Origin of the sequence: Streptomyces sp. NPDC046866, from assembly GCF_040704625.1 — a bacterium.
Taxonomy (GTDB): Bacteria; Actinomycetota; Actinomycetes; order Streptomycetales; family Streptomycetaceae; genus Streptomyces.
Genome location: NZ_JBEYXN010000012.1, coordinates 90,166 through 112,688, shown reverse-complemented (window position 1 = coordinate 112,688; position 22,523 = coordinate 90,166). Strand labels below are relative to the sequence as shown.

Annotated in this window: 23 protein-coding genes; 16 read left to right on the top strand and 7 right to left on the bottom strand. The window is 72.2% G+C overall.

The annotated features are described in order from the left end of the window. Positions 1–26: 26 nt before the first annotated feature. Positions 27–2,129: a transketolase gene (tkt, locus tag AB0953_RS19455; protein ID WP_366860728.1), complete on the bottom strand. Its 2,103-nt coding sequence runs from the start codon at positions 2,127–2,129 to the stop codon at positions 27–29. A 249-nt stretch (positions 2,130–2,378) separates the two neighbouring features. Between tkt and AB0953_RS19450 the strand changes: the two genes are divergently transcribed. The 3 genes from AB0953_RS19450 to AB0953_RS19440 all read left to right on the top strand — a co-directional run bounded on the left by AB0953_RS19450 (position 2,379) and on the right by AB0953_RS19440 (position 4,942). Next, positions 2,379–3,326, top strand: coding sequence for a heme o synthase (locus AB0953_RS19450; protein WP_366860801.1), 948 nt, complete (start codon positions 2,379–2,381; stop codon positions 3,324–3,326). 15 nt (positions 3,327–3,341) lie between these two features. Next, a complete protein-coding gene (locus tag AB0953_RS19445) occupies positions 3,342–3,695 on the top strand; it encodes a hypothetical protein (protein WP_366860727.1) in 354 nt (117 codons plus the stop codon). Between the two features lie 125 nt (positions 3,696–3,820). Further along, complete coding sequence (locus tag AB0953_RS19440) at positions 3,821–4,942, top strand: amidohydrolase family protein (RefSeq protein ID WP_366860726.1); 1,122 nt, start codon at positions 3,821–3,823, stop codon at positions 4,940–4,942. 67 nt (positions 4,943–5,009) lie between these two features. Here AB0953_RS19440 and AB0953_RS19435 read toward each other — a convergent pair whose 3' ends face one another. From AB0953_RS19435 to AB0953_RS19420, 4 genes are all read right to left on the bottom strand, one after another. Continuing rightward, positions 5,010–5,999 carry a COX15/CtaA family protein gene (locus AB0953_RS19435; protein WP_366860725.1) on the bottom strand — a complete coding sequence of 330 codons (990 nt, stop codon included), beginning with the start codon at positions 5,997–5,999 and terminating at the stop codon, positions 5,010–5,012. Between the two features lie 4 nt (positions 6,000–6,003). Continuing rightward, positions 6,004–7,155, bottom strand: coding sequence for a hypothetical protein (locus AB0953_RS19430; RefSeq protein WP_366860724.1), 1,152 nt, complete (start codon positions 7,153–7,155; stop codon positions 6,004–6,006). 85 nt (positions 7,156–7,240) lie between these two features. After that, a complete protein-coding gene (locus tag AB0953_RS19425; protein WP_366860723.1) occupies positions 7,241–8,023 on the bottom strand; it encodes an ABC transporter permease in 783 nt (260 codons plus the stop codon). Further along, complete coding sequence (locus AB0953_RS19420) at positions 8,020–8,946, bottom strand: ABC transporter ATP-binding protein (protein WP_366860722.1); 927 nt, start codon at positions 8,944–8,946, stop codon at positions 8,020–8,022. The genes AB0953_RS19425 and AB0953_RS19420 overlap by 4 nt, the downstream gene beginning before the upstream one ends. 219 nt (positions 8,947–9,165) lie before the next feature. On the opposite strand from AB0953_RS19420, the gene AB0953_RS19415 reads away from it, so the two are divergent. The 11 genes from AB0953_RS19415 to AB0953_RS19365 all read left to right on the top strand — a co-directional run bounded on the left by AB0953_RS19415 (position 9,166) and on the right by AB0953_RS19365 (position 18,308). Continuing rightward, entirely contained in the window at positions 9,166–9,927 is a 762-nt protein-coding gene (locus AB0953_RS19415) for an ArsR family transcriptional regulator (RefSeq protein WP_366860721.1), read from the top strand. Next, the gene (sufB, locus tag AB0953_RS19410) at positions 9,924–11,339 is read left to right on the top strand and encodes a Fe-S cluster assembly protein SufB (RefSeq protein WP_366860720.1); all 1,416 of its coding nucleotides are present in this window, start codon (positions 9,924–9,926) and stop codon (positions 11,337–11,339) included. Before AB0953_RS19415 ends, sufB begins: the two co-directional genes overlap by 4 nt. 62 nt (positions 11,340–11,401) lie before the next feature. Next, positions 11,402–12,580 carry a Fe-S cluster assembly protein SufD gene (gene sufD / locus AB0953_RS19405; protein ID WP_366860719.1) on the top strand — a complete coding sequence of 393 codons (1,179 nt, stop codon included), beginning with the start codon at positions 11,402–11,404 and terminating at the stop codon, positions 12,578–12,580. Further along, positions 12,580–12,897 carry a bifunctional 3-phenylpropionate/cinnamic acid dioxygenase ferredoxin subunit gene (locus AB0953_RS19400; RefSeq protein ID WP_361902233.1) on the top strand — a complete coding sequence of 106 codons (318 nt, stop codon included), beginning with the start codon at positions 12,580–12,582 and terminating at the stop codon, positions 12,895–12,897. The genes sufD and AB0953_RS19400 overlap by 1 nt, the downstream gene beginning before the upstream one ends. 7 nt (positions 12,898–12,904) lie before the next feature. Continuing rightward, positions 12,905–13,678 (top strand): Fe-S cluster assembly ATPase SufC, encoded by a 774-nt coding sequence (gene sufC, locus AB0953_RS19395; protein ID WP_366860718.1) that lies wholly within the window; start codon positions 12,905–12,907, stop codon positions 13,676–13,678. Further along, entirely contained in the window at positions 13,675–14,931 is a 1,257-nt protein-coding gene (locus tag AB0953_RS19390; protein ID WP_366860717.1) for a cysteine desulfurase, read from the top strand. Before sufC ends, AB0953_RS19390 begins: the two co-directional genes overlap by 4 nt. A gap of 10 nt (positions 14,932–14,941) precedes the next feature. Next, positions 14,942–15,403, top strand: a complete 462-nt coding sequence (gene sufU, locus AB0953_RS19385) for a Fe-S cluster assembly sulfur transfer protein SufU (RefSeq protein WP_366860716.1) — start codon at positions 14,942–14,944, stop codon at positions 15,401–15,403. Beyond that, on the top strand, positions 15,400–15,744 hold the full coding sequence (locus AB0953_RS19380; protein WP_366860715.1) for a metal-sulfur cluster assembly factor: 345 nt from the start codon (positions 15,400–15,402) through the stop codon (positions 15,742–15,744). The genes sufU and AB0953_RS19380 overlap by 4 nt, the downstream gene beginning before the upstream one ends. Positions 15,745–15,917: 173 nt before the next feature. Next, positions 15,918–17,273 (top strand): hypothetical protein, encoded by a 1,356-nt coding sequence (locus tag AB0953_RS19375; RefSeq protein WP_366860800.1) that lies wholly within the window; start codon positions 15,918–15,920, stop codon positions 17,271–17,273. Between the two features lie 79 nt (positions 17,274–17,352). Next, positions 17,353–17,673, top strand: coding sequence for a multidrug efflux SMR transporter (locus tag AB0953_RS19370; RefSeq protein WP_366860714.1), 321 nt, complete (start codon positions 17,353–17,355; stop codon positions 17,671–17,673). Then, positions 17,673–18,308 carry a TetR family transcriptional regulator gene (locus AB0953_RS19365; RefSeq protein ID WP_366860713.1) on the top strand — a complete coding sequence of 212 codons (636 nt, stop codon included), beginning with the start codon at positions 17,673–17,675 and terminating at the stop codon, positions 18,306–18,308. Before AB0953_RS19370 ends, AB0953_RS19365 begins: the two co-directional genes overlap by 1 nt. Here AB0953_RS19365 and AB0953_RS19360 read toward each other — a convergent pair. Together AB0953_RS19360 and AB0953_RS19355 are read right to left on the bottom strand one after the other, a co-directional pair. Further along, positions 18,305–19,171: a hypothetical protein gene (locus tag AB0953_RS19360; protein ID WP_366860712.1), complete on the bottom strand. Its 867-nt coding sequence runs from the start codon at positions 19,169–19,171 to the stop codon at positions 18,305–18,307. The two genes, AB0953_RS19365 and AB0953_RS19360, sit on opposite strands and share 4 nt — an antisense overlap. Positions 19,172–19,314: 143 nt before the next feature. Next, positions 19,315–20,193 carry a winged helix-turn-helix transcriptional regulator gene (locus AB0953_RS19355; protein WP_366860711.1) on the bottom strand — a complete coding sequence of 293 codons (879 nt, stop codon included), beginning with the start codon at positions 20,191–20,193 and terminating at the stop codon, positions 19,315–19,317. A 96-nt stretch (positions 20,194–20,289) separates the two neighbouring features. Between AB0953_RS19355 and AB0953_RS19350 the strand changes: the two genes are divergently transcribed. Both AB0953_RS19350 and dapD read left to right on the top strand, forming a co-directional pair. After that, a complete protein-coding gene (locus tag AB0953_RS19350; protein WP_366860799.1) occupies positions 20,290–21,522 on the top strand; it encodes an MFS transporter in 1,233 nt (410 codons plus the stop codon). A 9-nt stretch (positions 21,523–21,531) separates the two neighbouring features. Beyond that, positions 21,532–22,512 (top strand): 2,3,4,5-tetrahydropyridine-2,6-dicarboxylate N-succinyltransferase, encoded by a 981-nt coding sequence (gene dapD / locus AB0953_RS19345; protein ID WP_366860710.1) that lies wholly within the window; start codon positions 21,532–21,534, stop codon positions 22,510–22,512. The last annotated feature ends 11 nt before the right edge of the window (positions 22,513–22,523 follow it).

Below are 22,523 nucleotides of genomic sequence, written 5' to 3'. Positions count from 1 at the left end.
ATCTCCTACTTGGTTGCGTACCGGCGTCAGCGCGCGGCGGCTTCGAGGGATTCCTTGGCGGCGGCGGTCACGGCCTCGGCGGTGAAGCCGAACTCGCGGAAGAGGACCTTCGCATCGGCCGAGGCGCCGAAGTGCTCCAGCGAGACGATCCGGCCCGCGTCGCCGACGTACCGGTGCCAGGTCAGGCCGATGCCGGCCTCGACCGCGACGCGCGCCTTCACCGACGGCGGCAGCACGCTGTCCTTGTACGCCTGGTCCTGCTCCTCGAACCACTCGACGGACGGCATCGAGACGACCCGGGCCGGGATGCCCTCGGCCTGCAGCGCCTCGCGCGCGGCGACGGCGAGCTGGACCTCGGAGCCGGTGCCGATGAGGACGACCTGCGCGTCGGCGGTCTCGCCCTGGGGGCCCGTCGCCTCGAACAGCACGTAGCCGCCCTTGGCCGCGTCCTCGTTGCGCTCGTACGTCGGCACGCCCTGGCGGGTCAGCGCCAGGCCGTGCGGGGCGCCCTTGCCGAAGACCTTGGTGTGGCGGCGCAGGATCTCGCGCCAGGCGATGGCGGTCTCGTTCGCGTCGGCCGGGCGGACCACGTTCAGGCCCGGGATGGCGCGCAGCGAGGCCAGGTGCTCGACCGGCTGGTGCGTCGGGCCGTCCTCGCCGAGGCCGATGGAGTCGTGCGTCCACACGTACGTCACGGGCAGGTGCATCAGGGCCGACAGGCGCACGGCGTTGCGCATGTAGTCGGAGAACACCAGGAACGTGCCGCCGTAGATACGGGTGTGGCCGTGCAGGGCGATGCCGTTCATGGCCGCGGCCATGGCGTGCTCGCGGATGCCGTAGTGCACGGTGCGGCCGTACGGGTCGGCCTCCGGCAGCGGGTTGCCCTTCGGCAGGAACGAGGAGTTCTTGTCGATGGTGGTGTTGTTGGAGCCGGCCAGGTCGGCCGAGCCGCCCCACAGCTCCGGGATGACCGCGCCGAGGGCCTGGAGCACCTTGCCGGAGGCCGCGCGGGTGGCGACGCCCGTGCCGGGCTCGAAGACGGGGAGCTTGTCCTCCCAGCCCTCGGGCAGCTCGTTGGCCTGGATGCGGTCGAAGGCGGCGGCCCGCTCGGGGTTGGCGGTGCGCCAGGCGGAGAAGTCCTTCTCCCAGGCGGCCTTGGCCTCGCGGCCGCGGTCGAGGGCCTTGCGGGTGTGGGCGATAACCTCCTCGGAGACCTCGAAGGTCTGCTCGGGGTCGAAGCCGAGGACGCGCTTGGTGGCCGCGACCTCGTCGTCGCCGAGGGCCGAGCCGTGCGAGGCCTCGGTGCCCTGGGCGTGCGGGGCCGGCCAGGCGATGATCGAGCGCATCGCGATGAAGGAGGGGCGCTCGGTCTCGGCCTTGGCGGCGGCCAGCGCCGCGTACAGGGCCTTGGGGTCGATGTCGCCGTTGGGCTGCTGGGCGATGCGCTGGACGTGCCAGCCGTACGCCTCGTAGCGCTTGAGGGTGTCCTCGGAGACGGCCGTCTCGGTGTCGCCCTCGATGGAGATGTGGTTGTCGTCCCACAGCAGCACCAGGTTGCCGAGCTTCTGGTGGCCCGCGAGGGAGGAGGCCTCGGCGGAGATGCCCTCCTGGAGGCAGCCGTCGCCGGCGATGGCGTAGACCATGTGGTCGAAGGGGGAGGTGCCCGGGGCGGCCTCCGGGTCGAACAGGCCGCGCTCGTAGCGGGCGGCCATGGCCATGCCCACCGCGTTGGCGACACCCTGGCCGAGCGGGCCGGTGGTGGTCTCGACGCCGGCCGTGTGGCCGTACTCCGGGTGGCCGGGGGTCTTCGAGCCCCACGTGCGGAACGCCTTGAGGTCGTCCAGCTCCAGGCCGAAGCCGCCGAGGTAGAGCTGGGTGTAGAGGGTCAGGGAGGAGTGACCCGCGGAAAGCACGAAACGGTCACGGCCAACCCATTCCGGGTCCGCCGGGTCGTGCCGCATGACCTTCTGGAAGAGGGTGTACGCGGCGGGGGCGAGGCTCATGGCCGTGCCGGGGTGGCCGTTACCGACCTTCTGGACCGCGTCGGCGGCCAGGATGCGGGCGGTGTCGACGGCCCGCTGGTCCAGTTCGGTCCATTCGAGCTCTGTGGTCGTCGGCTTGGTGCTCACCGTGGGTCAGGGCTCCTCTCCACATGTCTGTTCCCGGTGACGAACGGTGCACCGGCGCGATTCCGAGCCTACCCCCGCTGCGGCGTGCAGCTATTCGAGTGCCCGCAGTCCGTCACAACGTCGCGGACTCGGATCGGACCAACACGAGGCGACCCCCGCGCGGGGCGACGCAAGCGCAACGTCTAAAGTGGCGTGGTACGCGCAAGCTCCGGACCACCCGTCCGGAGCTTGCTGGATTCTCTGTCAGGGGTGTGCGTGACGGCCGTCGAATCCCGTCCAGCGGGGGTGCTCGGGACGAGCCCCGGCCACCGTCCGTTCGGGGCCCGTGCGAAGGCTTTCGTGGCTTTGACCAAGCCGCGGATCATCGAACTTCTGCTGATCACCACAGTGCCGGTCATGTTCCTGGCCGAGCAGGGCGTGCCCTCGCTGTGGCTGGTTCTGGCGACCTGCTTCGGCGGCTACCTGTCCGCCGGCGGGGCGAATGCCCTGAACATGTACATCGACCGCGACATCGACGCGCTGATGGACCGCACGTCGCAGCGGCCGCTGGTGACGGGCATGGTGAGCCCGCGCGAGTGCCTCGTCTTCGGCATCACCCTCGGCGTCGTGTCCACCGTGTGGTTCGGACTGCTCGTCAACTGGCTGTCCGCCGCGCTCGCACTCGGCGCGCTCCTCTTCTACGTCGTCATCTACACGATGCTGCTGAAGCGGCGCACCGCGCAGAACATCGTCTGGGGCGGCATCGCCGGCTGCATGCCGGTGCTCATCGGCTGGTCCTCGGTGCGGGGCGAGGTCTCCTGGGCCGCCGTCATCCTCTTCCTCGTCATCTTCTTCTGGACGCCGCCGCACTACTGGCCGCTGTCGATGAAGGTGAAGGAGGACTACGCGCGCGTCGGCGTGCCGATGCTGCCGGTCGTGGCGGGCAACAAGGCCGTGGCGCGCCAGATCGTCCTGTACAGCTGGGTCATGGTCGCGGTCTCGCTGCTGCTGACCCCGCTGGGGTACACCGGCTGGTTCTACACGGCCGTCGCGCTGGCGGCGGGCGGCTGGTGGCTGTGGGAGGCGCACGCGCTGCACGCGCGGGCCAAGGCGGGGGTCACGGGCGCGAAGCTCAAGGAGATGCGCCTGTTCCACTGGTCGATCACGTACGTGTCGCTGCTCTTCGTGGCGGTGGCCGTGGATCCCTTCCTCCGCTGATTACCCGCCGGTAGCATGCCTTCCATGGCAGACACCACCGCGAACGCCGCGGACAAGAAGCAGGAGCGGGCGGCCGCCAGGCTGGCCAAGCAGATCGGCGCCTTCGCCCGGCAGCACGGCGGCGCCGAGGGCCAGCTCGCCCACATCGGCCAGGCCGGCACCCGGATCGTGCTCGTGGGCACGGACGGCGGCTGGGGCGACCTGGTGGCCCCGACGTACGCGACCGCTCAGCTGGCCGCGCAGAAGGCGGGCCTTACCCTCCACGAGGAGTTCGACGGCGAGTTCGCCGCCCGCGTGAAGACCGGCCCGTACGAGTGGACCCGGATGGCGGGCATCCAGCTCGGCGGCGCGACCGGCCCGGCGGCCTGACCCCGGACGCGGCGCTCCGCCCGCCCGGTGGACGCTCGGTCAACAGCGCGAGCAACACCTCGCACCCCGCTCACCCGTTAGGACGTGTGGAAGCCCCTTCCTCACGTCCGCAACGGGATGCCCGGATGATCGAAACGCCGCCCCTGGTGGACCAGTACTGCCACGGAGTGCTCCGCTGCGAGCTGGGCCTGGGCACCTTCGAGGCCGAACTGGCCCCCGCGGCCGGACCGCCCGCCGCCGGCACCACCTTCTTCGACACCCAGGCGGGCTTCGCGGTGCGCCGCTGGTGCCCGCCCCTCCTCGGCCTGGAGCCGCACTGCGCCCCGGCCCGCTACCTGGCGCGGCGGCGCGAGCTCGGCCCCCTGGAGTCCGGGCGCAGGCTGCTGCGCGGCGCCGGCGTCGCCGCCTACCTGGTCGACACGGGCGTGCCCGGGGACCTCACCGGGCCCAAGGAGCTGGCCCGCACGGGAGGTGCCGAGGCCTTCGAGCTCGTCCGGCCGGAGCTGCTCGCCGAGCACGTCGCCGACACCTCAGGGACCGTGCCCGCCTTCCTCGCCAACCTCGCCGAGGCCCTCCACCACGCCGCCGCCGGCGCCGTGGCCTTCACCTGCGGCGCCGGTGCGGGCTATCCGGCCGCCCTCGCCGGCGCCCCCGGCCCGCCCGGTCCGGGCGAGGTGGCCGAGGCCGTCGGGCGGTGGCTGGCCGCACGCCCCAAGGGCGGCACGGTGGCGGACCCGGTCCTGCTGCGGCACCTGCTGTGGAGCGCGGTGGCCACCGGGCTGCCGATCCAGCTGCACACGGGCGCGGCGCAGCCCGGGGAGCGGCCGGAGCGGGCCGACCCCGCGCAGCTGGCGGACTTCGTGCGGGCCACCGCGGGCCGCGGCAGCCGGATCGTGCTGCTCGGCGGATACCCGTACCACCGGCGCACCGCCCAGCTCGCGGCCGCCTTCCCGCACGTCCACGCCGACCTCGGCGCGGCCCTCGGGCGCAGCGGGGCGCGGGCCGCCGGCGTGCTCGCGGAACTGCTGGAGCTGGCCCCCTTCGGGAAGCTGCTCTTCTCCAGCGGCGGGCGGCGGCTGCCCGAACTGCACGCGGTGGGCGCCCTGGTCTTCCGGGAGGCGCTGGGGCGGGTGCTGGGCGGCTGGGTCGGCGAGGGGGCCTGGTCCTGGCGGGACGCCGAGCGGGTCGCCGCCATGCTCGCGGCGGACAACGCCCGGCGCGTCTACCGCCTGGACGAACGCGGCTGAGCCGGCCGGGCCGCGAGGGCCGGCCGGATCGGCGGGGTGCGGCCGGGCCGCGCGGCCCGGAGGCGGCTCAGAGGGCGGAGAGCTGGGGGTCGCTCTGCGCCGGGATGCCGGCCCGGTCCACGGGCCGCTCGCGCAGGCTCAGCGCCACGCGGAGCACGGAGATCCACACAAGGCAGGAACCGAGCATGTGCACGGCGACCAGGACCTCGGGCAGGTCGGTGAAGTACTGCACGTACCCGATGGCGCCCTGTGCGGCCAGCACGATGAGCAGGTCGCGGGCGCGGGCCCGGGTGTCGTCGGGGGCGTCCACCACGCGCAGCACCAGCCACATCGCGACCGCGAGGGCGCACACCAGCCACGCCGAGACCGCGTGGAGGTGCGCCGTGGTCGCCCAGTCGAGCGGCATGCGCTTGATCTCGCTGCGGTCGCCGGCGTGCGGGCCCGAGCCGGTGACCACCGTGCCCGCGGCGATCAGCACCACCGTGCTCGCGAGCAGCGCCCACGACAGCTTGCGCACCGGCCCGGGCACCCGCGGCCGGGGCGCCGTGTCACCCTCGCCGGTGCGGTGCCAGGTGACCACGGTCACCGTGATGAGCGAGGTGGCGAGCAGGAAGTGCCCGGCCACGCTGTACGGGTTGAGGCCGGTCATGACGGTGATGCCGCCGAGGACGGCGTTGGCCATGACGATGGCGAACTGCACCCAGCCGAGCCGGGTGAGCGAGTGGCGCCAGGGCTTGGCCGAGCGGGCCGCGACGATGCCCCAGCCGACGGCCGAGCAGAGCACGTACGTCAGCATGCGGTTGGTGAACTCGATGGCGCCGTGCAGACCCTGAGCCGGTGTGGCGACCAGGCTGTCGTCGGTGCACTTCGGCCAGGTGTCGCAGCCGAGACCGGATCCGGTCAGCCGCACCGCGCCGCCGGTGACGACGATGACCACGCTCATGAGGAGCGCGGCGAACGCGGCCCGCCGGACGGTCCGGGGTGACGGCGTCCAGCGGCTGGCGATGTAAGCGAGTGGGGTCAACACGGCCCTTATCGTACGCGGCGCCTTGTGCAAACTTTCACGAGGGGGTGCCGTCGGCGGGCGCGCTCCCGGGGGTGTCGGGGCCGGCCGTGTGGCGGAAGCGGGCCCCCGCTGGATCGCCCTCCTCGTGCCACCACAGCAGGACGCGCCAATAGCCGCCCTCGCCCGGGTGGTCCGCGGACTCCCTGAACCGGTGCACCAATTCGGCGCCCATGTCGGCCGCCGTCCTGTTCCGCACCTCCGTGCTGCTGCGCCACGGGCCGTCCAGCGCGCTCCACAGGCCGTCGGGACCGCGCAGCTCGAAGCGCCAGGCGGCCCGCCACGGGGTGACCTCCAGCATCGTGCCCACCTGGTCGGCGCCGAGCCCGAGCCCGGCGGCGATCCCGTCCTCGGCCACCCCCTGGATCCGGGCCGCCACCACCGCCCGGGGCAGCAGCCGTTCGGGCAGCAGGCCGCGGGTGCGCAGGTTCGCCAGGGAGTCGAAGGACAGGAAGCGCAGCCGCAGTTCCAGCTGCCGGCCGATGTGGTCGAGGGCCTCCTCCGCCTCCTCGGCCTCCTGGCCGCCGGGCGCCGAGAGCAGCAGCCGGCGGAACCCGCCCTCCGCGTCCACCGCCCAGGCCACCGCCTCCTCGACCAGGCCCAGCTCCGCCAGGCGGTCCCCGAGGAACACCTCGGCCTGGGCCAGGCCGCGCCGGTTGACGGGGTCGTGCTGGTCCAGGCCGTGCCAGACCTCGACCGCGGCCCGCGTCAGGTCACGGGCGCGCTCGCCGGCCGCCCGCTCGATCGCACTCGGGCCGCTCTCCGCGGCCGTGCCCAGCGGGTGCCGGGGCAGCCGGTCGGCGTCGCTGAGCGGCCAGGCCAGCCAGACCCCCTGGTTGATCAGCCCCCGGGCGTACCAGCGGGCGTACTCCGGATCGTGCCCGGCGGCCTGCTGCCCGTACCGCAGGCCCTCCTCCACGGCCGCCAGCGCCCCGGCCCGGTCCCCGCCGGCGAACCGGCGCGCCGCCAGGTCCCCCAGCCGCAGCCCGAGCCGCGCCGCGCAGGCCGGATCCGTCCGCGCCGGCCCCCGCAGCGCGCCGATCAGCTCCGCCAGCAGCCCCTCGGCCTCGGCGTACTCCGCATGCTCCGCCCCCGACCGGATCCGCGCCCAGCGCTCGTCCAGCCGCAGCGCGGCCTCCCGTTCCCCCATGGTCCGCCCCCCGGCGTTCTGGTGGGCGCCGCCCCTGTGCGGCGGCGCCCGTGGTCCTGCCGGACCAACGTACGGGGGAGGGGAATCACTCCCAGCGGAACAGCCTGGCCGCGGCGCCCAGGCCCAGCACGGCCCACGCGCCCAGCACGGCCGCGTCCTCCCACGGCAGAGCGGCCCCGTGCCGCAGCACCTCGCGCAGCCCGTCGGACAGCGCCGAGATCGGCAGCAGGCCGAGCACCTCCCGGACCGCGCCGGGGAACTTCTCCAGCGGCACGATCACCCCGCCGCCGACCAGCAGCAGCAGGAAGACCAGGTTGGCCGCGGCCAGCGTCACCTCGGCCTTGAGGGTGCCCGCCATCAGCAGCCCCAGACCCGAGAACGCGGCCGTGCCCAGCAGGAGCAGCAGCGCCACCGAGAGCGGGTTCCCCTGCGGGGACCAGCCCAGGGCCAGGGCGATCACCGTCAGCAGGGCGATCTGCAGCACCTCCGTGACCAGCACGGACAGGGTCTTGGCGGCCATCAGCGCCCAGCGCGGCAGCGGGGAGGCCCCGAGCCGCTTGAGCACCCCGTAGCGCCGGTCGAAGCCGGTGGCGATGGCCTGGCCGGTGAAGGCGGTGGACATCACGGCGAGCGCCAGCACGCCGGGCGCGAGGAAGTCGACGGACTTCTCGCCGGCGGCGGCGTCCAGCGGCACCGCGACGATGTCGACGCAGGAGAACAGCACCAGCAGCAGCGCGGGGATGATCACGGTCAGCAGCAGCTGCTCCCCGTTGCGCAGCAGCATCCGGGTCTCGAGGGCCGTCTGCGCGGCGATCATGCGGGAGACGGGCGCGGCCGCCGGGCGGGGGGTGAACGTACCGGCGCTCATGCGCGCAGCTCCTTACCGGTGAGCTCGAGGAAGACGTCTTCGAGGGTGTGCCGCTCCACGGAGAGGCTGCTCGGCATCACGCCGTTCTGGGCGCACCAGGAGGTGACGGTGGCGAGCATCTGCGGGTCGACGTCGCCGGTGACGCGGTAGGCGCCGGGGGTGAGCTCGGCCGCCTCGGTGCCGTCGGGCAGGGCCTTCAGCAGCGAGGCCAGGTCCAGGGAGGGGCGGCCGGTGAAGCGCAGGGTGTTCTCGGCGCCGCCGCGGCACAGCTGCTCGGGGCTTCCGTGGGCGATGACCCGGCCGGCGTCCACGATGGCCACCTCGTCGGCGAGCTGCTCGGCCTCGTCCATGTGGTGGGTGGTGAGCACGACGCCGACCCCGTCGGCGCGCAGCTCCCGTACGAGGTCCCAGGTCGCCCGGCGGGCCTGCGGGTCCAGGCCGGCGGTGGGCTCGTCCAGGAAGACCAGCTCGGGGCGGCCGACCACGGCCATGGCCAGCGACAGGCGCTGCTGCTGGCCGCCGGACAGGCGGCGGTAGGGCGTGCGCCCGCAGCCGCCGAGCCCGAGCCGCTCCACCAGCGCACCCACGTCGAGCGGGTCGGCGTACAGCGCGGCCATGTGGCGCAGCATCTCGACGGCGCGGGCGCCGGAGTAGACGCCGCCGGACTGGAGCATGACCCCGATGCGGGGGCGCAGGGCCGCGGCCTGGGCGACCGGGTCGAGCCCGAGGACGCGGACGGTGCCGGCGTCCGGGCGCAGGTAGCCCTCGCAGGTCTCCACCGTGGTGGTCTTGCCCGCGCCGTTGGGCCCGAGCACGGCGGTGACCGAGGCCTTGCGGACTGTGAGGTCCAGGCCGTCCACCGCGGTCTTCGGGCCGAACCGCTTCACCAGTCCGCGGATCTCCACGGCGGGGTCGTTGCTCATGCGGGTGAGTCTACGGAGCCGCGCGGGGGGTCCGGGGGCCCGGGAGGGCGCACGCGGGCGGGACCGGGGCGCACGCATCGCCGCAGGTGGGGTCGAGTACGAGGCCCCATGGGCCTCACGCTGCGTAGAGGGGTTAGGTAACCCTTAGTGATGGAGGACACCGGGGGTGGCGTCCGTCACGGCTTGTCGGGGCTCCGGTAATTACGCAACAATGGCGTTGTGAAATACGGCGAACGGCTGATCGAGGCCCCTCAGGGGGAGCTCGCTACCGGGGAGCGGTCAACCCGCAACCGGGTCGCGCGGTCCATCCTGGACCACGGCCCCTCCACCGTCGCCGACCTCGCCGCGCGGCTCGGCCTCACCCAGGCCGCCGTCCGACGCCACCTCGACACCCTCGTCGCGGACGACGTCGTCGAAGCCCGTGAACAGCGGGTCTACGGCACGCGCACCCGGGGCCGGCCCGCCAAGGTCTTCGCACTCACCGACTGCGGGCGCGACGCCTTCGACCAGTCCTACGACTCCCTCGCCGCGGACGCCCTGCGCTGGATCGCGCAGTCCGCCGGCGGCGGCGAGCAGGGCGAGGCGGCCGTGGCCGCCTTCGCCAGGGCGCGGATGGAGGCCCAGGCCCAGGCGTACCGCGAGTCGGTCGACGCAGCCGCCCCCGCGGACCGCACCGAGGCCCTGGCCAAGGCGTTGACCGCGGACGGGTACGCTGCTACGGCGAAGAGCGCTCCCGGTCCGCACAGCGGTGAACAGCTCTGCCAGCACCACTGCCCGGTGGCCCACGTAGCCGAGCAGTTCCCGCAGCTCTGCGAGGCGGAGACCGAGGTCTTCTCCCGTCTGCTCGGGACCCATGTGCAGCGTCTCGCCACCATCGCCCACGGCGACGGGGTGTGCACCACCTTCATCCCGCGTGGCGCGGGCCCAGCACAGTCCAACACATCAGCATCTGCAAGCACGGCCGGGAGGAACCCCGCATGACCACGGAGACTGCTCACCCTGAGCTCGAGGGTCTGGGCAACTACGAGTACGGCTGGGCCGACTCCGACGAGGCCGGCCAGGCTGCCAAGCGAGGCCTGTCCGAAGAGGTCGTCCGGGACATCTCGGCCAAGAAGAACGAGCCCGAGTGGATGCTGAAGCTCCGCCTCAAGGGCCTGAAGCTGTTCGACAAGAAGCCCATGCCCACCTGGGGCTCGGACCTGTCGGGCATCGACTTCGACAACATCAAGTACTTCGTGCGGTCCACCGAGAAGCAGGCCGAGTCCTGGGAGGACCTGCCGGAGGACATCAAGAACACGTACGACAAGCTCGGCATCCCGGAGGCGGAGAAGCAGCGCCTCGTCGCCGGTGTCGCGGCCCAGTACGAGTCCGAGGTCGTCTACCACCAGATCCGCGAGGACCTGGAGGCGCAGGGCGTGATCTTCCTCGACACGGACACTGCGCTCAAGGAGCACCCGGAGCTCTTCCAGGAGTACTTCGGCACGGTCATCCCGGTCGGCGACAACAAGTTCGCGTCGCTGAACACCGCCGTGTGGTCCGGCGGCTCCTTCATCTACGTCCCCAAGGGTGTCCACGTGGACATCCCGCTGCAGGCCTACTTCCGCATCAACACGGAGAACATGGGCCAGTTCGAGCGGACGCTGATCATCGTCGACGAGGACGCCTACGTCCACTACGTCGAGGGCTGCACCGCCCCGATCTACTCCTCGGACTCGCTGCACAGCGCCGTGGTCGAGATCATCGTCAAGAAGGGCGGCCGCTGCCGCTACACGACGATCCAGAACTGGTCGAACAACGTCTACAACCTGGTCACCAAGCGCGCCGTGGCGTACGAGGGCGCGACCATGGAGTGGATCGACGGCAACATCGGTTCCAAGGTCACCATGAAGTACCCGGCCGTCTACCTGATGGGCGAGCACGCCAAGGGCGAGACCCTGTCCATCGCCTTCGCGGGCGAGGGCCAGCACCAGGACGCCGGCTCCAAGATGGTCCACATGGCGCCGAACACCTCCTCGAACATCGTCTCCAAGTCGGTGGCGCGGGGCGGCGGCCGCACCTCCTACCGCGGCCTGGTCGAGATCGGCGAGGGCGCCTCGGGCTCGAAGAGCAACGTGCTCTGCGACGCCCTGCTGGTGGACACCGTCTCCCGGTCGGACACGTACCCGTACGTCGACGTCCGCGAGGACGACGTCACCATGGGCCACGAGGCGACCGTCTCCAAGGTCTCGGACGACCAGCTCTTCTACCTGATGCAGCGCGGCATGACCGAGTTCGAGGCCATGGCCATGATCGTGCGCGGCTTCGTCGAGCCCATCGCCAAGGAGCTGCCGATGGAGTACGCACTGGAGCTCAACCGGCTGATCGAGCTGCAGATGGAGGGTTCGGTCGGCTAGTCCCCGACCGCCCCCGTCCCGCAGCACATTCTTTGACGTAGGAAGAGAGCAGAACGACAGCCATGGCTGATGCTCAGAACATCCCGGTGGGCTCCACCACCGCCGGCTCGATCGCGGTGGCCGCAGAGTCCACCGTCGCCACCCGGATGAGCGCGCCGCCGTCCTTCGACGTGGCGGACTTCCCCATCCCGCACGGCCGCGAGGAGGAGTGGCGCTTCACGCCGCTCGCCCGCCTGCGCGGTCTGCACGACGGCTCCGCGGTCGCCAACGGCACCATGAAGGCCCAGATCGACGCGCCCGACGGCGTCACCGTCGAGACGGTCGAGCGCGGCGACGAGCGCATCGGCAAGGCCGGCACGCCGGTCGACCGGATCGCCGCCCAGGCCTTCTCCTCCTTCGCCAAGGCCACGGTCGTCACCGTGCCCAAGGAGACCGTGCTCGCCGAGCCGATCCGCGTCGCCCTGCACGGCGAGGGCGGCACGACCTTCGGGCACACCGTCTTCGACATCAAGCCGTTCGCCGAAGCGACCATCGTGATCGACCACACCGGTGACGGCGTGCGCGCCGCCAACGTCGACATCCTCGTCGGCGACGGCGCCAAGGTGACCTTCGTGTCCGTCCAGGACTGGGACGACACGGCCGTGCACACCTCGCAGCACAACGCGCTGCTGGGCCGCGACGCCAGCTTCAAGTCGGTCGTCGTCACCTTCGGCGGTGACGTCGTCCGCATCCACCCGCGCGTGCGCTACGCGGGCACCGGCGGCGAGGCCGAGCTCCTCGGCCTGTACTTCACCGACGCCGGCCAGCACCAGGAGCACCGCCTCCTGGTCACCCACGACGCCCCGCACTGCAAGTCCCACGTGGTCTACAAGGGTGCGCTGCAGGGCCAGGACGCCCACGCGGTCTGGATCGGCGACGTGCTGATCGAGAAGTCCGCCGAGGGCACCGACACCTACGAGATGAACCGCAACCTCGTCCTCACGGACGGCGCGCGCGTCGACTCGGTGCCGAACCTGGAGATCGAGACCGGCGAGATCGTCGGCGCCGGCCACGCCTCGGCGACCGGCCGCTTCGACGACGAGCAGCTCTTCTACCTCCAGGCCCGCGGCATCCCGGCCGACGAGGCCCGCCGCCTGGTCGTGCGCGGCTTCTTCGCCGAGCTCGTCCAGCAGATCGGCGTCGACGACATCGAAGAGCGCCTCATCGCCCGGATCGAGACCGAGCTCGAGGCGTCCGTCTGATGACCTACATCAAGGCCTGCGCGCTGAGCGAGCTCGAGGAGAACACCCCCAAGCGGGTCGAGCTCGACGGCACGCCCGTGTCCATCGTCTCCACCGACGAGGGGGTGTTCGCGATCAACGACATCTGCTCGCACGCGAACGTCTCCCTCTCGGAGGGTGAGGTCGAGGACTGCATGATCGAGTGCTGGCTGCACGGCTCGGCGTTCGACCTGCGCACCGGCAAGCCGTCGGGGCTGCCGGCGACCCGCCCCGTTCCCGTATACCCCGTAAAGATCGAAGGGGACGACGTGCTCGTCTCCCTCACCCAGGAGTCCTGAGGCACCCATGGCAACGCTTGAAATCCACGACCTGCACGTCTCCGTCGAGACCGGTGACTCGGCGAATGGCACCCGCGAGATCCTCAAGGGCGTCGACCTGACCGTCAAGCAGGGCGAGACGCACGCCATCATGGGCCCCAACGGCTCCGGCAAGTCCACCCTGGCGTACTCGCTCGCCGGCCACCCGAAGTACACCATCACCGGTGGCTCGGTGACCCTCGACGGCGAGGACGTCCTGGAGATGTCCGTCGACGAGCGCGCCCGCGCCGGCGTCTTCCTCGCCATGCAGTACCCGGTCGAGGTCCCCGGCGTCTCGGTCTCCAACTTCCTGCGCACCTCCGCCACCGCCATCCGCGGCGAGGCCCCCAAGCTGCGCACCTGGGTGAAGGAGGTCAAGGAGGCCATGGAGCGTCTCCAGATGGACCCGGCCTTCGCCGAGCGCAACGTCAATGAGGGCTTCTCCGGCGGTGAGAAGAAGCGCCACGAGATCCTGCAGCTGGAGCTCCTGAAGCCGAAGATCGCGATCCTCGACGAGACCGACTCCGGCCTCGACGTCGACGCCCTGCGCATCGTCTCCGAGGGCGTCAACCGCGTCCGCGAGACCGGCGAGGTCGGCACCCTGCTGATCACCCACTACACGCGCATCCTGCGCTACATCAAGCCCGACTTCGTGCACGTGTTCGCCAACGGCCGCATCGCCGAGTCCGGCGGCGCCGAGCTGGCCGACCAGCTCGAGAACGAGGGCTACGACAAGTACGTGAAGGGTGGCGCTACCGCGTGACGCAGCTGCCTGGCCTCCTCGACATCGAGGCGATCCGCAAGGACTTCCCCCTGCTGGATCGTGTGGTCCACGACGGGAAGAAGATCGTTTACCTGGACAACGCGGCGACCTCGCAGAAGCCGCGCCAGGTGCTCGACGCGCTGAACGCCTACTACGAACGGCACAACGCCAACGTCCACCGCGGCGTCCACGTGCTCGCCGAGGAGGCCACGGCACTGTACGAGGGCGCCCGCGACAAGGTGGCCGCCTTCATCAACGCGCCGAGCCGCGACGAGGTGATCTTCACCAAGAACGCCTCGGAGTCGCTCAACCTGGTCGCGAACATGCTCGGCTGGGCCGACGAGCCCTACCGGGTCGACCGCGAGACCGAGATCGCCATCACGGAGATGGAGCACCACTCCAACATCGTCCCGTGGCAGCTGCTCGCGCAGCGCACCGGCGCGAAGCTGAAGTGGTTCGGCCTCACCGACGACGGCCGCCTCGACCTGTCCGCGATCGAAGAGGTCATCACGGAGAAGACGAAGATCGTCTCCTTCACGCTGGTCTCCAACATCCTGGGCACGGTCAACCCGGTCGAGGCGATCGTCCGGCGCGCCCAGGAGGTCGGCGCGCTGGTGCTGGTCGACGCCTCGCAGGCCGCCCCGCACATGCCCCTGGACGTCCAGGCCCTCGGCGCCGACTTCGTGGCCTTCACCGGCCACAAGATGTGCGGCCCGACCGGCATCGGCGTCCTGTGGGGCCGCCAGGAGCTCCTGGAGGACCTGCCCCCGTTCCTCGGCGGCGGCGAGATGATCGAGACCGTCTCGATGCACTCCTCGACGTACGCCCCGGCGCCCCACAAGTTCGAGGCGGGCACGCCCCCGATCGCCCAGGCCGTCGGCCTCGGCGCGGCCGTGGACTACCTCACCTCGATCGGCATGGACAAGATCGCCGCGCACGAGCACGCGATCACCGAGTACGCCGTCAAGCGCCTGCATGAGGTCCCCGACCTGCGGATCATCGGCCCCACCACGGCCGAGGACCGCGGCGCCGCGATCTCCTTCACCCTCGGCGACATCCACCCGCACGACGTCGGCCAGGTCCTGGACGAGCAGGGCATCGCGGTCCGCGTGGGACACCACTGCGCGCGCCCGGTCTGCCTGCGGTACGGAATTCCGGCGACCACGCGAGCGTCTTTCTACCTGTACTCCTCTCCGGCCGACGTCGACGCGCTGATCGACGGACTGGAGCACGTACGGAACTTCTTCGGATGACGGGGACGCTGTGAAGCTGGATTCGATGTACCAGGAACTGATCCTGGACCACTACAAGCACCCGCACGGGCGCGGCCTGCGCGACGGCGACGCCGAGGTGCACCACGTCAACCCGACGTGCGGCGACGAGATCACGCTGCGCGTGAAGTACGACGGCGAGACGCTCACCGACGTCTCGTACGAGGGCCAGGGCTGCTCCATCAGCCAGGCCAGCGCGTCCGTGCTCAACGAGCTGCTCGTCGGCAAGCAGCTGCCCGAGGCGCAGCGGATCCAGGCCACCTTCCTGGAGCTGATGCAGTCCAAGGGCAAGATCGAGCCGGACGAGGAGATGGAGGAGGTCCTGGAGGACGCGATCGCGTTCGCCGGCGTCTCCAAGTATCCGGCTCGCGTGAAGTGTGCTCTGCTGAGTTGGATGGCCTGGAAGGACGCGACCGCCCAGGTGCTGGGCGACGCCGAGAGGAAGACGGCATGACCGAGAACGCGACGCCCGAGGCGTCGATCAAGCCGGCCACCGAGGAAGAGATCCGCGAGGCGCTCTACGACGTGGTCGACCCCGAGCTGGGCATCGACGTCGTCAATCTGGGCCTGATCTACGGCATCCACATCGACGACGCGAACATCGCCACCCTCGACATGACCCTGACCTCGGCGGCCTGTCCGCTGACGGACGTCATCGAGGACCAGGCGAAGTCGGCGACGGAGGGCATCGTCAACGAGCTGCGCATCAACTGGGTCTGGATGCCCCCGTGGGGCCCGGACAAGATCACGGACGATGGTCGCGAGCAGCTGCGCGCGCTCGGCTTCAACGTCTGAGCGATTCCGCTCCAGGGAGGGCCTCCGGCACGGTCGTGCCGGGGGCCCTCCCTGTTCTTGCAGCCGACGGCCGGCGTGCACCGGGAGTTGGCCGGGCCGGCCGAATCTTCTCGACGGTCGTCACGGTGTGACGCCGTGAGGGAGAGGACGCCACCTTGAAGAAGCAGCTCGGCATGGCGGGCGCCGCGGGCGCCGCGGCGCTTGTCTTCGCCGCGACGGTCGTGCCCGCGCACGCGGTGGCCTACGGGACGCCGACCATCTCGCTGTCCGCCGCCTACCTGTCCGGATCCGTCGGCGGGGTCGGCGACCAGACCGTCGACGTCACCGTCGGACAGAGCGGCGCCGACGCCTCCGCGCTGACCGTCAGCGCCTCGGCCTCCAGCAAGGCCTCCGTCGCAGGCACCGGCGACGTCACGGCCACCGGCGCCGGCGCCGTGCGCCGGCTGGCCGTCACCGCGCGCGGCCGCGGCTACACCGACCTCACGATCAAGGTCACCGGGCTCGGCGGCAAGACCGCCACCACGACCCTCTCCTACGCCGCCTCCGCCGCCGTGCAGAACCCGGCCGACGCCCGCTACTTCAGCGGCGCCTCCGACTCCTCGGCCGCCGTGGACGTGGGCGGCGGGTACGCCGTGGTCGCCGACGACGAGAACAACGTGCTGCGCCTGTACGACCGTTCCCGCTCGGGCGCGCCGGTGCGGACCTGGGACTTCAGCGGGCAGCTCGGCGTCACCAAGGAGGTCGACATCGAGGGCGCGACCCGGATCGGCGACACCATCTACTGGACGGGCTCGCTCGGCAACAACAAGGACGGCGAGTACAAGGCGCCCCGCAACACCGTCTTCACCACGACCGTCAGCGGCTCCGGTCCGGGTACGCAGCTGGCGTACGGGCGCGCCTACAAGCGGCTGCGCGACGACCTGGTGGCCTGGGACGCCGCGAACGGCAACCGGTACGGCTTCGCGGCCGGGACGGCGGCCGGGCAGGCGCCGAAGCAGATCGACGGCTTCAACGTGGAGGGGCTGGAGTTCGCGCCCGGCTCCACGTCCACCGCCTACGTGGGCTTCCGGGCCCCGCTCGCGCCCGCGGTGCCCGGGGGCAAGGCGCTGCTGGTGCCGGTGGCCAACTTCGACAAGGTGCTCGCCTCCGGGGCGGCGGCGGTCTTCGGCGCCGGGATCGAGCTGGACCTCGGCGGGCTGTCCGTCCGCGACATCCGCAAGAACGCCGCCGGCCAGTACCTGATCCTGGCCGGCTCCTGGGCGGCGGACGACAACTCCGACCCGTACGCGCTCTACCAGTGGGACGGGGTCCCCGGCCACGGGCCGGTCAAGCGGCTCGACCTGCCGACCGCGGACCCGGGCGGCTGGGAGGCCATCGTGGAGGTCCCGGACCTGTCGGCCGCGGGGGCGCGGGTGCAGCTGGTGACCGACAGCGGCTCGGCGGACCTGTACGGGGACGGGGTCGAGGCGAAGGACCTGACCCACGCGGAGTGGAAGAAGGCGCGGACGGCCTGGTTCACGCTGAACTGACCGGAGCCGGGGCAACCCGGGCCGGCGCGGCGCACCTCGTTGTGTACGGGCGTACGCAACGATGTGTACGCTGGTCCACATGCCGTACGTGCTGCTCGCCGCCGCCATCGCCGCCGAGGTCGGCGGGACCACCGCCATGAAGTTCAGCGACGGCTTCACGAAGCTGTGGCCCTCGCTGGGCACGGTCGTCGGCTACCTCGTCGCCTTCACCCTGCTCGCGCAGACGCTGAAGTCCCTGTCGGTGGGCACCGCCTACGCGATATGGGCCGGCGTGGGAACGGCCGCCATCGCCGCCATCGGCATGGTGTTCATGGGCGAGGCGGCCACCGCCGCGAAACTCGCCGGCATCGCGCTGATCATCGCCGGGGTCGTGCTGGTGAACCTCGGCGGGGCCCACTGATGGCCGCCGGCGCGGGGCGCAGGTACGACCCGGACCGGCGGCAGCGGATCATCGACGCGGCGATCCGGGTGGTGGGAGCCAAGGGCATCGCCGGCCTGAGCCACCGCAGCGCGGCGGCCGAGGCCGACGTCCCGCTGGGCTCCACCACGTACCACTTCGCCACGCTCGACGACCTGCTGGTGGCGGCCCTGTCCCAGGTCAACGCCGCCTTCGAGGAGACGGTCGCCGCCTCGCCCGCGCTGGCCGACCCCGGCGCCGACCTGGCCGGGGCGCTGGCCCGGCTGCTCGGGGAGTTCCTCGGCGCGGACCGGGGGCGGGCGGAGCTGGAGTACGAGCTCTACCTCGCCGCCCTGCGCCGGCCCGCGCTGCGGCCGGTGGCGGCCCGGTGGTGCGAGTCCGTCGCCGCGGCCCTGTCGGTGCGGACCGACCCTGTGACCGCCCGCGCCCTGGTGGCCGCCATGGACGGCATCGGCCTCCAGGTGCTCCTGACCGGCTCCGCCTACGACGAGGAGTACGCCCGCGAGGTCCTGGGCCGGCTCCTGGCCGGAGCGGACGGGCGGGCGGCTTCCGGGGACGGGCGGGGGAGCTCCGGCGGCCCGGGGCCCGGCGGCCCGGGGCCGGCCGCGGTCCGCTAGACCACCCGCGGGATCGCCTCGAAGTCGAACGAGGACGCGTTGTCGGCGGTGTTCGCGTCGCCGGATCCGGTGATCGACGCGTGGATGGTGCCGTTGCCGGTTCCCGTCACCGAGATCAGGAAGGGGATGCTGCCCTTCTCCGCGGGCTTGACGGTGCCGCCCGTGCAGCGGAAGCCGGAGGCTCCGGCGGCCGCGCACGTGAAGCCGCTGAAGGTGCCGTTCTCCGGAGGCCGCCTCAGCTTCATCGGCCCCGTCGCCCAGACCTCCAGCACGACGCCCTTCGCGTCGGCGCCCTTGTTGGAATAAGCCACCCAGTAGTTCCGGCTGGTGCCCGACGGCGGTTTGGCCTCGCCGGTGACGGGGCCGATGGACAGGTCCGTGGGTGCGCTCTGGGGCTTGGAGGCGTCCACGGGATCCGCGCACACCTTGTTGGACTCGGGAGTGTCCGGGTCCTCCAGTTCGTAGGGGTTGAGGTCGGAATAGTCGTAGTGGACCGTCGCCCTGATCGTCGCGCAGTACGCCACGCCCGGCTTGATGCCGGTGGCCGACCGTGTGGCCACCCGGCCCGTCCCGGGCACCCCGCCGGGCGCCTGGCGCACGATCTTGGTGTACCCCGGGTTGTCCTTCTCGGTCAGGGTGATCGTGTACAGGGTGTCCGGTTCTGAGTTGTCCTTGAACGTGAGATAGGCCGTCGGCGCGTCCAGCCGCAGGGTCATCAGGGTCGGCGCCTTCACGATGGGATCGGCGGCGGCGGCCGGCGCGGTCGTCGCCGCTGCCAGGCCGCACACCATGCCGAAACCGAGCGAGAGGTGCAGGGCCCGGCGCGTTCGTCTCGCGGATGCGGATGCGGATGCGGATGCCATAGGACTTTCCCGTTCCTTCGCGGTACTGGGACACGCCCCACCGGTGGCCGCTCCCCGCACGGGCACCCCCGCCCCCGGCCCCACCCGGCGCACGTCCATTCTCCGCTCCACCGGCGTCCGCGGCACTCCGGCGGCCGGGTGCGTCAGTGCGGAGGGCGCAGCGCCGCCAGCGCCGCGGTGACGCTCGCCTCGATGTCGCGGATCGGGTAGATCACCTCGCGCACCGTGCGGTCGCGGTCCAGGACCAGCGTCAGCCGCTTGATCCGGCTGACCCCGGCCGCCCGGAACGTCGGAAGCCGCAGCGCGGCCGTCAGCGCCAGGTCCGCGTCCGACAGCAGCGGGAACCGCAGCCGCTCCGCCTCCGCGAACTCCCGCTGCTCGTCGGGCCGCTGCGTGGAGACCCCGTGGACCGTCGCCCCCGCGGCAGTGAACTCCGCGAGCTGGTCGCGGTACGTGCACGACTCCAGCGTGCAGCCCTTGGCGCCCGGGATCCCGGCCCAGCCGGGCGGGTAGGACTCGGCCCGGGCGTACGCGCCGGGGAAGCAGTACAGGACCGTGAACGGGGTGTCGCCCGCCACCGGGTCGCGGAGCTCGCCGAAACGGTCCGGCAGGAGCAGCTCCGGCACCCGCGAGCCGCGCAGCGCGTGCACCCGTTCCGCCTCCCGCGAGGCCTCCTGCGTCGTCGCCGTCATCTCTCCGTCTCCCAGGACCCATGCGTCTCCCCAGTCCTGGAGGGCCACCAGGACCGGCAGCAGCCCCCGCCCGCGCGGGGTCAGCCGGTACTCGTGCCGCACCGGGCGCTCCCGGTACGGCTCGCGCGCCAGCACCCCGGCTTCGACCAGCAGCTTCAGCCGCTCGGCCAGGACCTTCCGGGACACCCCCAGCTCGCGCTGGAACTCCTCGAAGCGGTGCAGGCCGCGCGCGGCGTCGCGGACGATCAGCAGCGTCCACCAGTCGCCCACCACGTCGAGGGCCTGGGCGATCGCGCAGTCGGCGTCGCCGAGGTGTGTGCGCTGGGCCATGGGAACTCCTTCGTCCGTTGACCCAAGGCTGTCATGCTGACATAGTCCGTTCCCAAAAGGAACTGACTAGTGCGGGCGGGGGAGTGGCAGGACGTGGTGCAAGCCTTCAAGGACGTGCCGAGAGCGGTGTGGCTGCTGGCGGCGGGGGTGTTCGTCAACGCCGTCGTCAGCTTCACCTTCGTCTTCGTGTTCCTCTACCTGACCGGGCCGCGCGGCCTCGACACCGCCCAGGCGGGCCTGGTCACCGGCATCGGCGGCCTCGGACTGGTCGCCGGGAACTTCACCGGCGGCTGGTACGGCGACCGCTTCGGCCACCGCCGCGTCCTCCTCGTCGCCGCCACCGTCGCCGGCCTCGCCCTCATGTCGTTCCCGCTGCTGCCCGGCCCGCTGCTGTACGCGCCCCTGCCGCTGGCCCAGTACGCATCCGGGGTGATCCGGGCCGCCAACTCCGCCCTCGTCGCCGTGACGGTCCCCGAGGGGGCCCGCCGCCAGGCCTTCGCCGTCGTGCGCTGCGTCTCCAACGGCGGCTTCACCCTCGGCCCGCCGCTGGGCGCGCTGATCGCGACCGGGCTCTCGTACGACTGGCTCTTCGTCGGCGACGGCCTCGGCACCCTCTTCTTCGCGCTGTGGACCGCCCGGGTCGTCCCGGCCCGCGGCCGCGCGCGCAGCAGCGCCTCCGCGGCCCCCCACGGGGGTGGGGGCCGCGGACTCCTCCGGGAGCTGCGGGAGCGGCCCGCCGTCCTCGTCCTCCTCGGCGCCATCCTGGTCACCGACGTCGTCTACCGCCAGCAGTACGGCGTCTTCCCCGTCTTCCTCGCCGACCGCGGCCTCGACACCACCGACTTCGGCTTCGTGATCGCCCTCAACGGCGCGGTCATCCTGCTGCTGGAGCTGCCCGCGGCCGCCCTGCTGCGCACCAGGCCGCCGCTGCCCGTCATCGGCACCGGGCTGCTCCTGGTCGCGGCCGGGTACGCGGCGCTGCTGCCCGGGGCGGGGATCGCGACCGGTGTCGCCATGATGGTGCTGCTCAGCCTCGGGGAGATCCTGTACAAGACCACCGCCACCGCGTACGTCGCCGACCAGGCGCCCGAGCACGCCATCGGGCGCTTCCAGAGCCTGTACGCCGGGGTCTCGGTCAGCGGCACCGTCCTCGCCCCCGCGCTCGGCGGGGCGCTGTACGCGGCCGCGCCCGGGCTGCTGTGGCCGCTGTGCGCGGCGCTGGCCGCGGGGGCGGGCGCAGCGGTGTTCCGCGCCGCCCGGCGCCCGGGACGGCAGGCGGCGCGCCCGGCACCTGAGACCGGTTCGCACCCTCAACCCGTCGCCGGTTAGGTTTCAGGCATGACTGCTACGCGTACCACCGGCGCCGTCGCCGCCGGACTTGCCACCCTCGCCGCCGACGGCACCGTCCTCGACACCTGGTTCCCCGCCCCCGAGCTCGTCGCCGAGCCCGGCCCGGCCGGCACCGAGCGCCTCACCGCCGAACAGGCCGTGGAGCTGCTGGGCGCCGCCGCGTCCAAGGCCATCCGCAAGGACGGGATCCGCGGTGTCGAGGTCGTGGCCGTCCGCACCGTGATCGCCTCCCTGGAGGACAAGCCGCTGGACGCGCACGACGCGTACCTGCGCCTGCACCTGCTCAGCCACCGCCTGGTCAAGCCGCACGGCCAGAACCTGGACGGCGTCTTCGGCCTCCTCGCCAACGTCGCCTGGACCTCCCTGGGCCCGGTCGCCGTCGACCAGGTCGAGACCGTCCGCCTGAACGCGCGCGCGGAGGGCCTGCACCTGCAGGTCACCTCGATCGACAAGTTCCCGCGGATGACGGACTACGTCGCCCCCAAGGGCGTGCGCGTCGCCGACGCGGACCGCGTCCGCCTGGGCGCCCACCTCGCCGAGGGCACCACCGTCATGCACGAGGGCTTCGTCAACTTCAACGCCGGCACCCTCGGCACCTCCATGGTCGAGGGCCGCATCTCCGCGGGCGTCGTCATCGGCGACGGCTCCGACATCGGCGGCGGCGCCTCCACGATGGGCACCCTCTCCGGCGGCGGCAAGCAGATCATCTCGGTCGGGGAGCGCTGCCTGATCGGCGCCGAGGCGGGCATCGGCATCGCCCTCGGCGACGAGTGCGTCGTCGAGGCCGGCCTCTACCTCACCGCCGGCACCCGCGTCACCCTGCCGGACGGCCAGATCGTCAAGGCCCTGGAGCTGTCGGGCGCCAGCAACATCCTCTTCCGCCGCAACTCGGTCACCGGCACGGTGGAGGCCCGCCCGAACAACGCGGTCTGGGGCGGCCTGAACGAAATCCTCCACTCCCACAACTGACACCCGGGTCG

Bases quoted from the DNA above. Each gene is read 5' to 3' on its own strand.
- AB0953_RS19365 (WP_366860713.1), top strand. From the start codon at position 17,673: ATGGCCGCCGGCGCGGGGCGCAGGTACGACCCGGACCGGCGGCAGCGG.
- AB0953_RS19425 (WP_366860723.1), bottom strand. From the start codon at position 8,023: ATGAGCGCCGGTACGTTCACCCCCCGCCCGGCGGCCGCGCCCGTCTCC.
- dapD (WP_366860710.1), top strand. From the start codon at position 21,532: ATGACTGCTACGCGTACCACCGGCGCCGTCGCCGCCGGACTTGCCACC.
- AB0953_RS19440 (WP_366860726.1), top strand. From the start codon at position 3,821: ATGATCGAAACGCCGCCCCTGGTGGACCAGTACTGCCACGGAGTGCTC.
- AB0953_RS19400 (WP_361902233.1), top strand. From the start codon at position 12,580: ATGACCTACATCAAGGCCTGCGCGCTGAGCGAGCTCGAGGAGAACACC.
- AB0953_RS19430 (WP_366860724.1), bottom strand. From the start codon at position 7,155: ATGGGGGAACGGGAGGCCGCGCTGCGGCTGGACGAGCGCTGGGCGCGG.
- sufD (WP_366860719.1), top strand. From the start codon at position 11,402: ATGGCTGATGCTCAGAACATCCCGGTGGGCTCCACCACCGCCGGCTCG.
- AB0953_RS19375 (WP_366860800.1), top strand. From the start codon at position 15,918: ATGGCGGGCGCCGCGGGCGCCGCGGCGCTTGTCTTCGCCGCGACGGTC.
- sufB (WP_366860720.1), top strand. From the start codon at position 9,924: ATGACCACGGAGACTGCTCACCCTGAGCTCGAGGGTCTGGGCAACTAC.
- AB0953_RS19370 (WP_366860714.1), top strand. From the start codon at position 17,353: ATGCCGTACGTGCTGCTCGCCGCCGCCATCGCCGCCGAGGTCGGCGGG.
- AB0953_RS19355 (WP_366860711.1), bottom strand. From the start codon at position 20,193: ATGGCCCAGCGCACACACCTCGGCGACGCCGACTGCGCGATCGCCCAG.
- AB0953_RS19380 (WP_366860715.1), top strand. From the start codon at position 15,400: ATGACCGAGAACGCGACGCCCGAGGCGTCGATCAAGCCGGCCACCGAG.
- sufC (WP_366860718.1), top strand. From the start codon at position 12,905: ATGGCAACGCTTGAAATCCACGACCTGCACGTCTCCGTCGAGACCGGT.
- AB0953_RS19420 (WP_366860722.1), bottom strand. From the start codon at position 8,946: ATGAGCAACGACCCCGCCGTGGAGATCCGCGGACTGGTGAAGCGGTTC.
- AB0953_RS19445 (WP_366860727.1), top strand. From the start codon at position 3,342: ATGCCTTCCATGGCAGACACCACCGCGAACGCCGCGGACAAGAAGCAG.
- AB0953_RS19360 (WP_366860712.1), bottom strand. From the start codon at position 19,171: ATGGCATCCGCATCCGCATCCGCATCCGCGAGACGAACGCGCCGGGCC.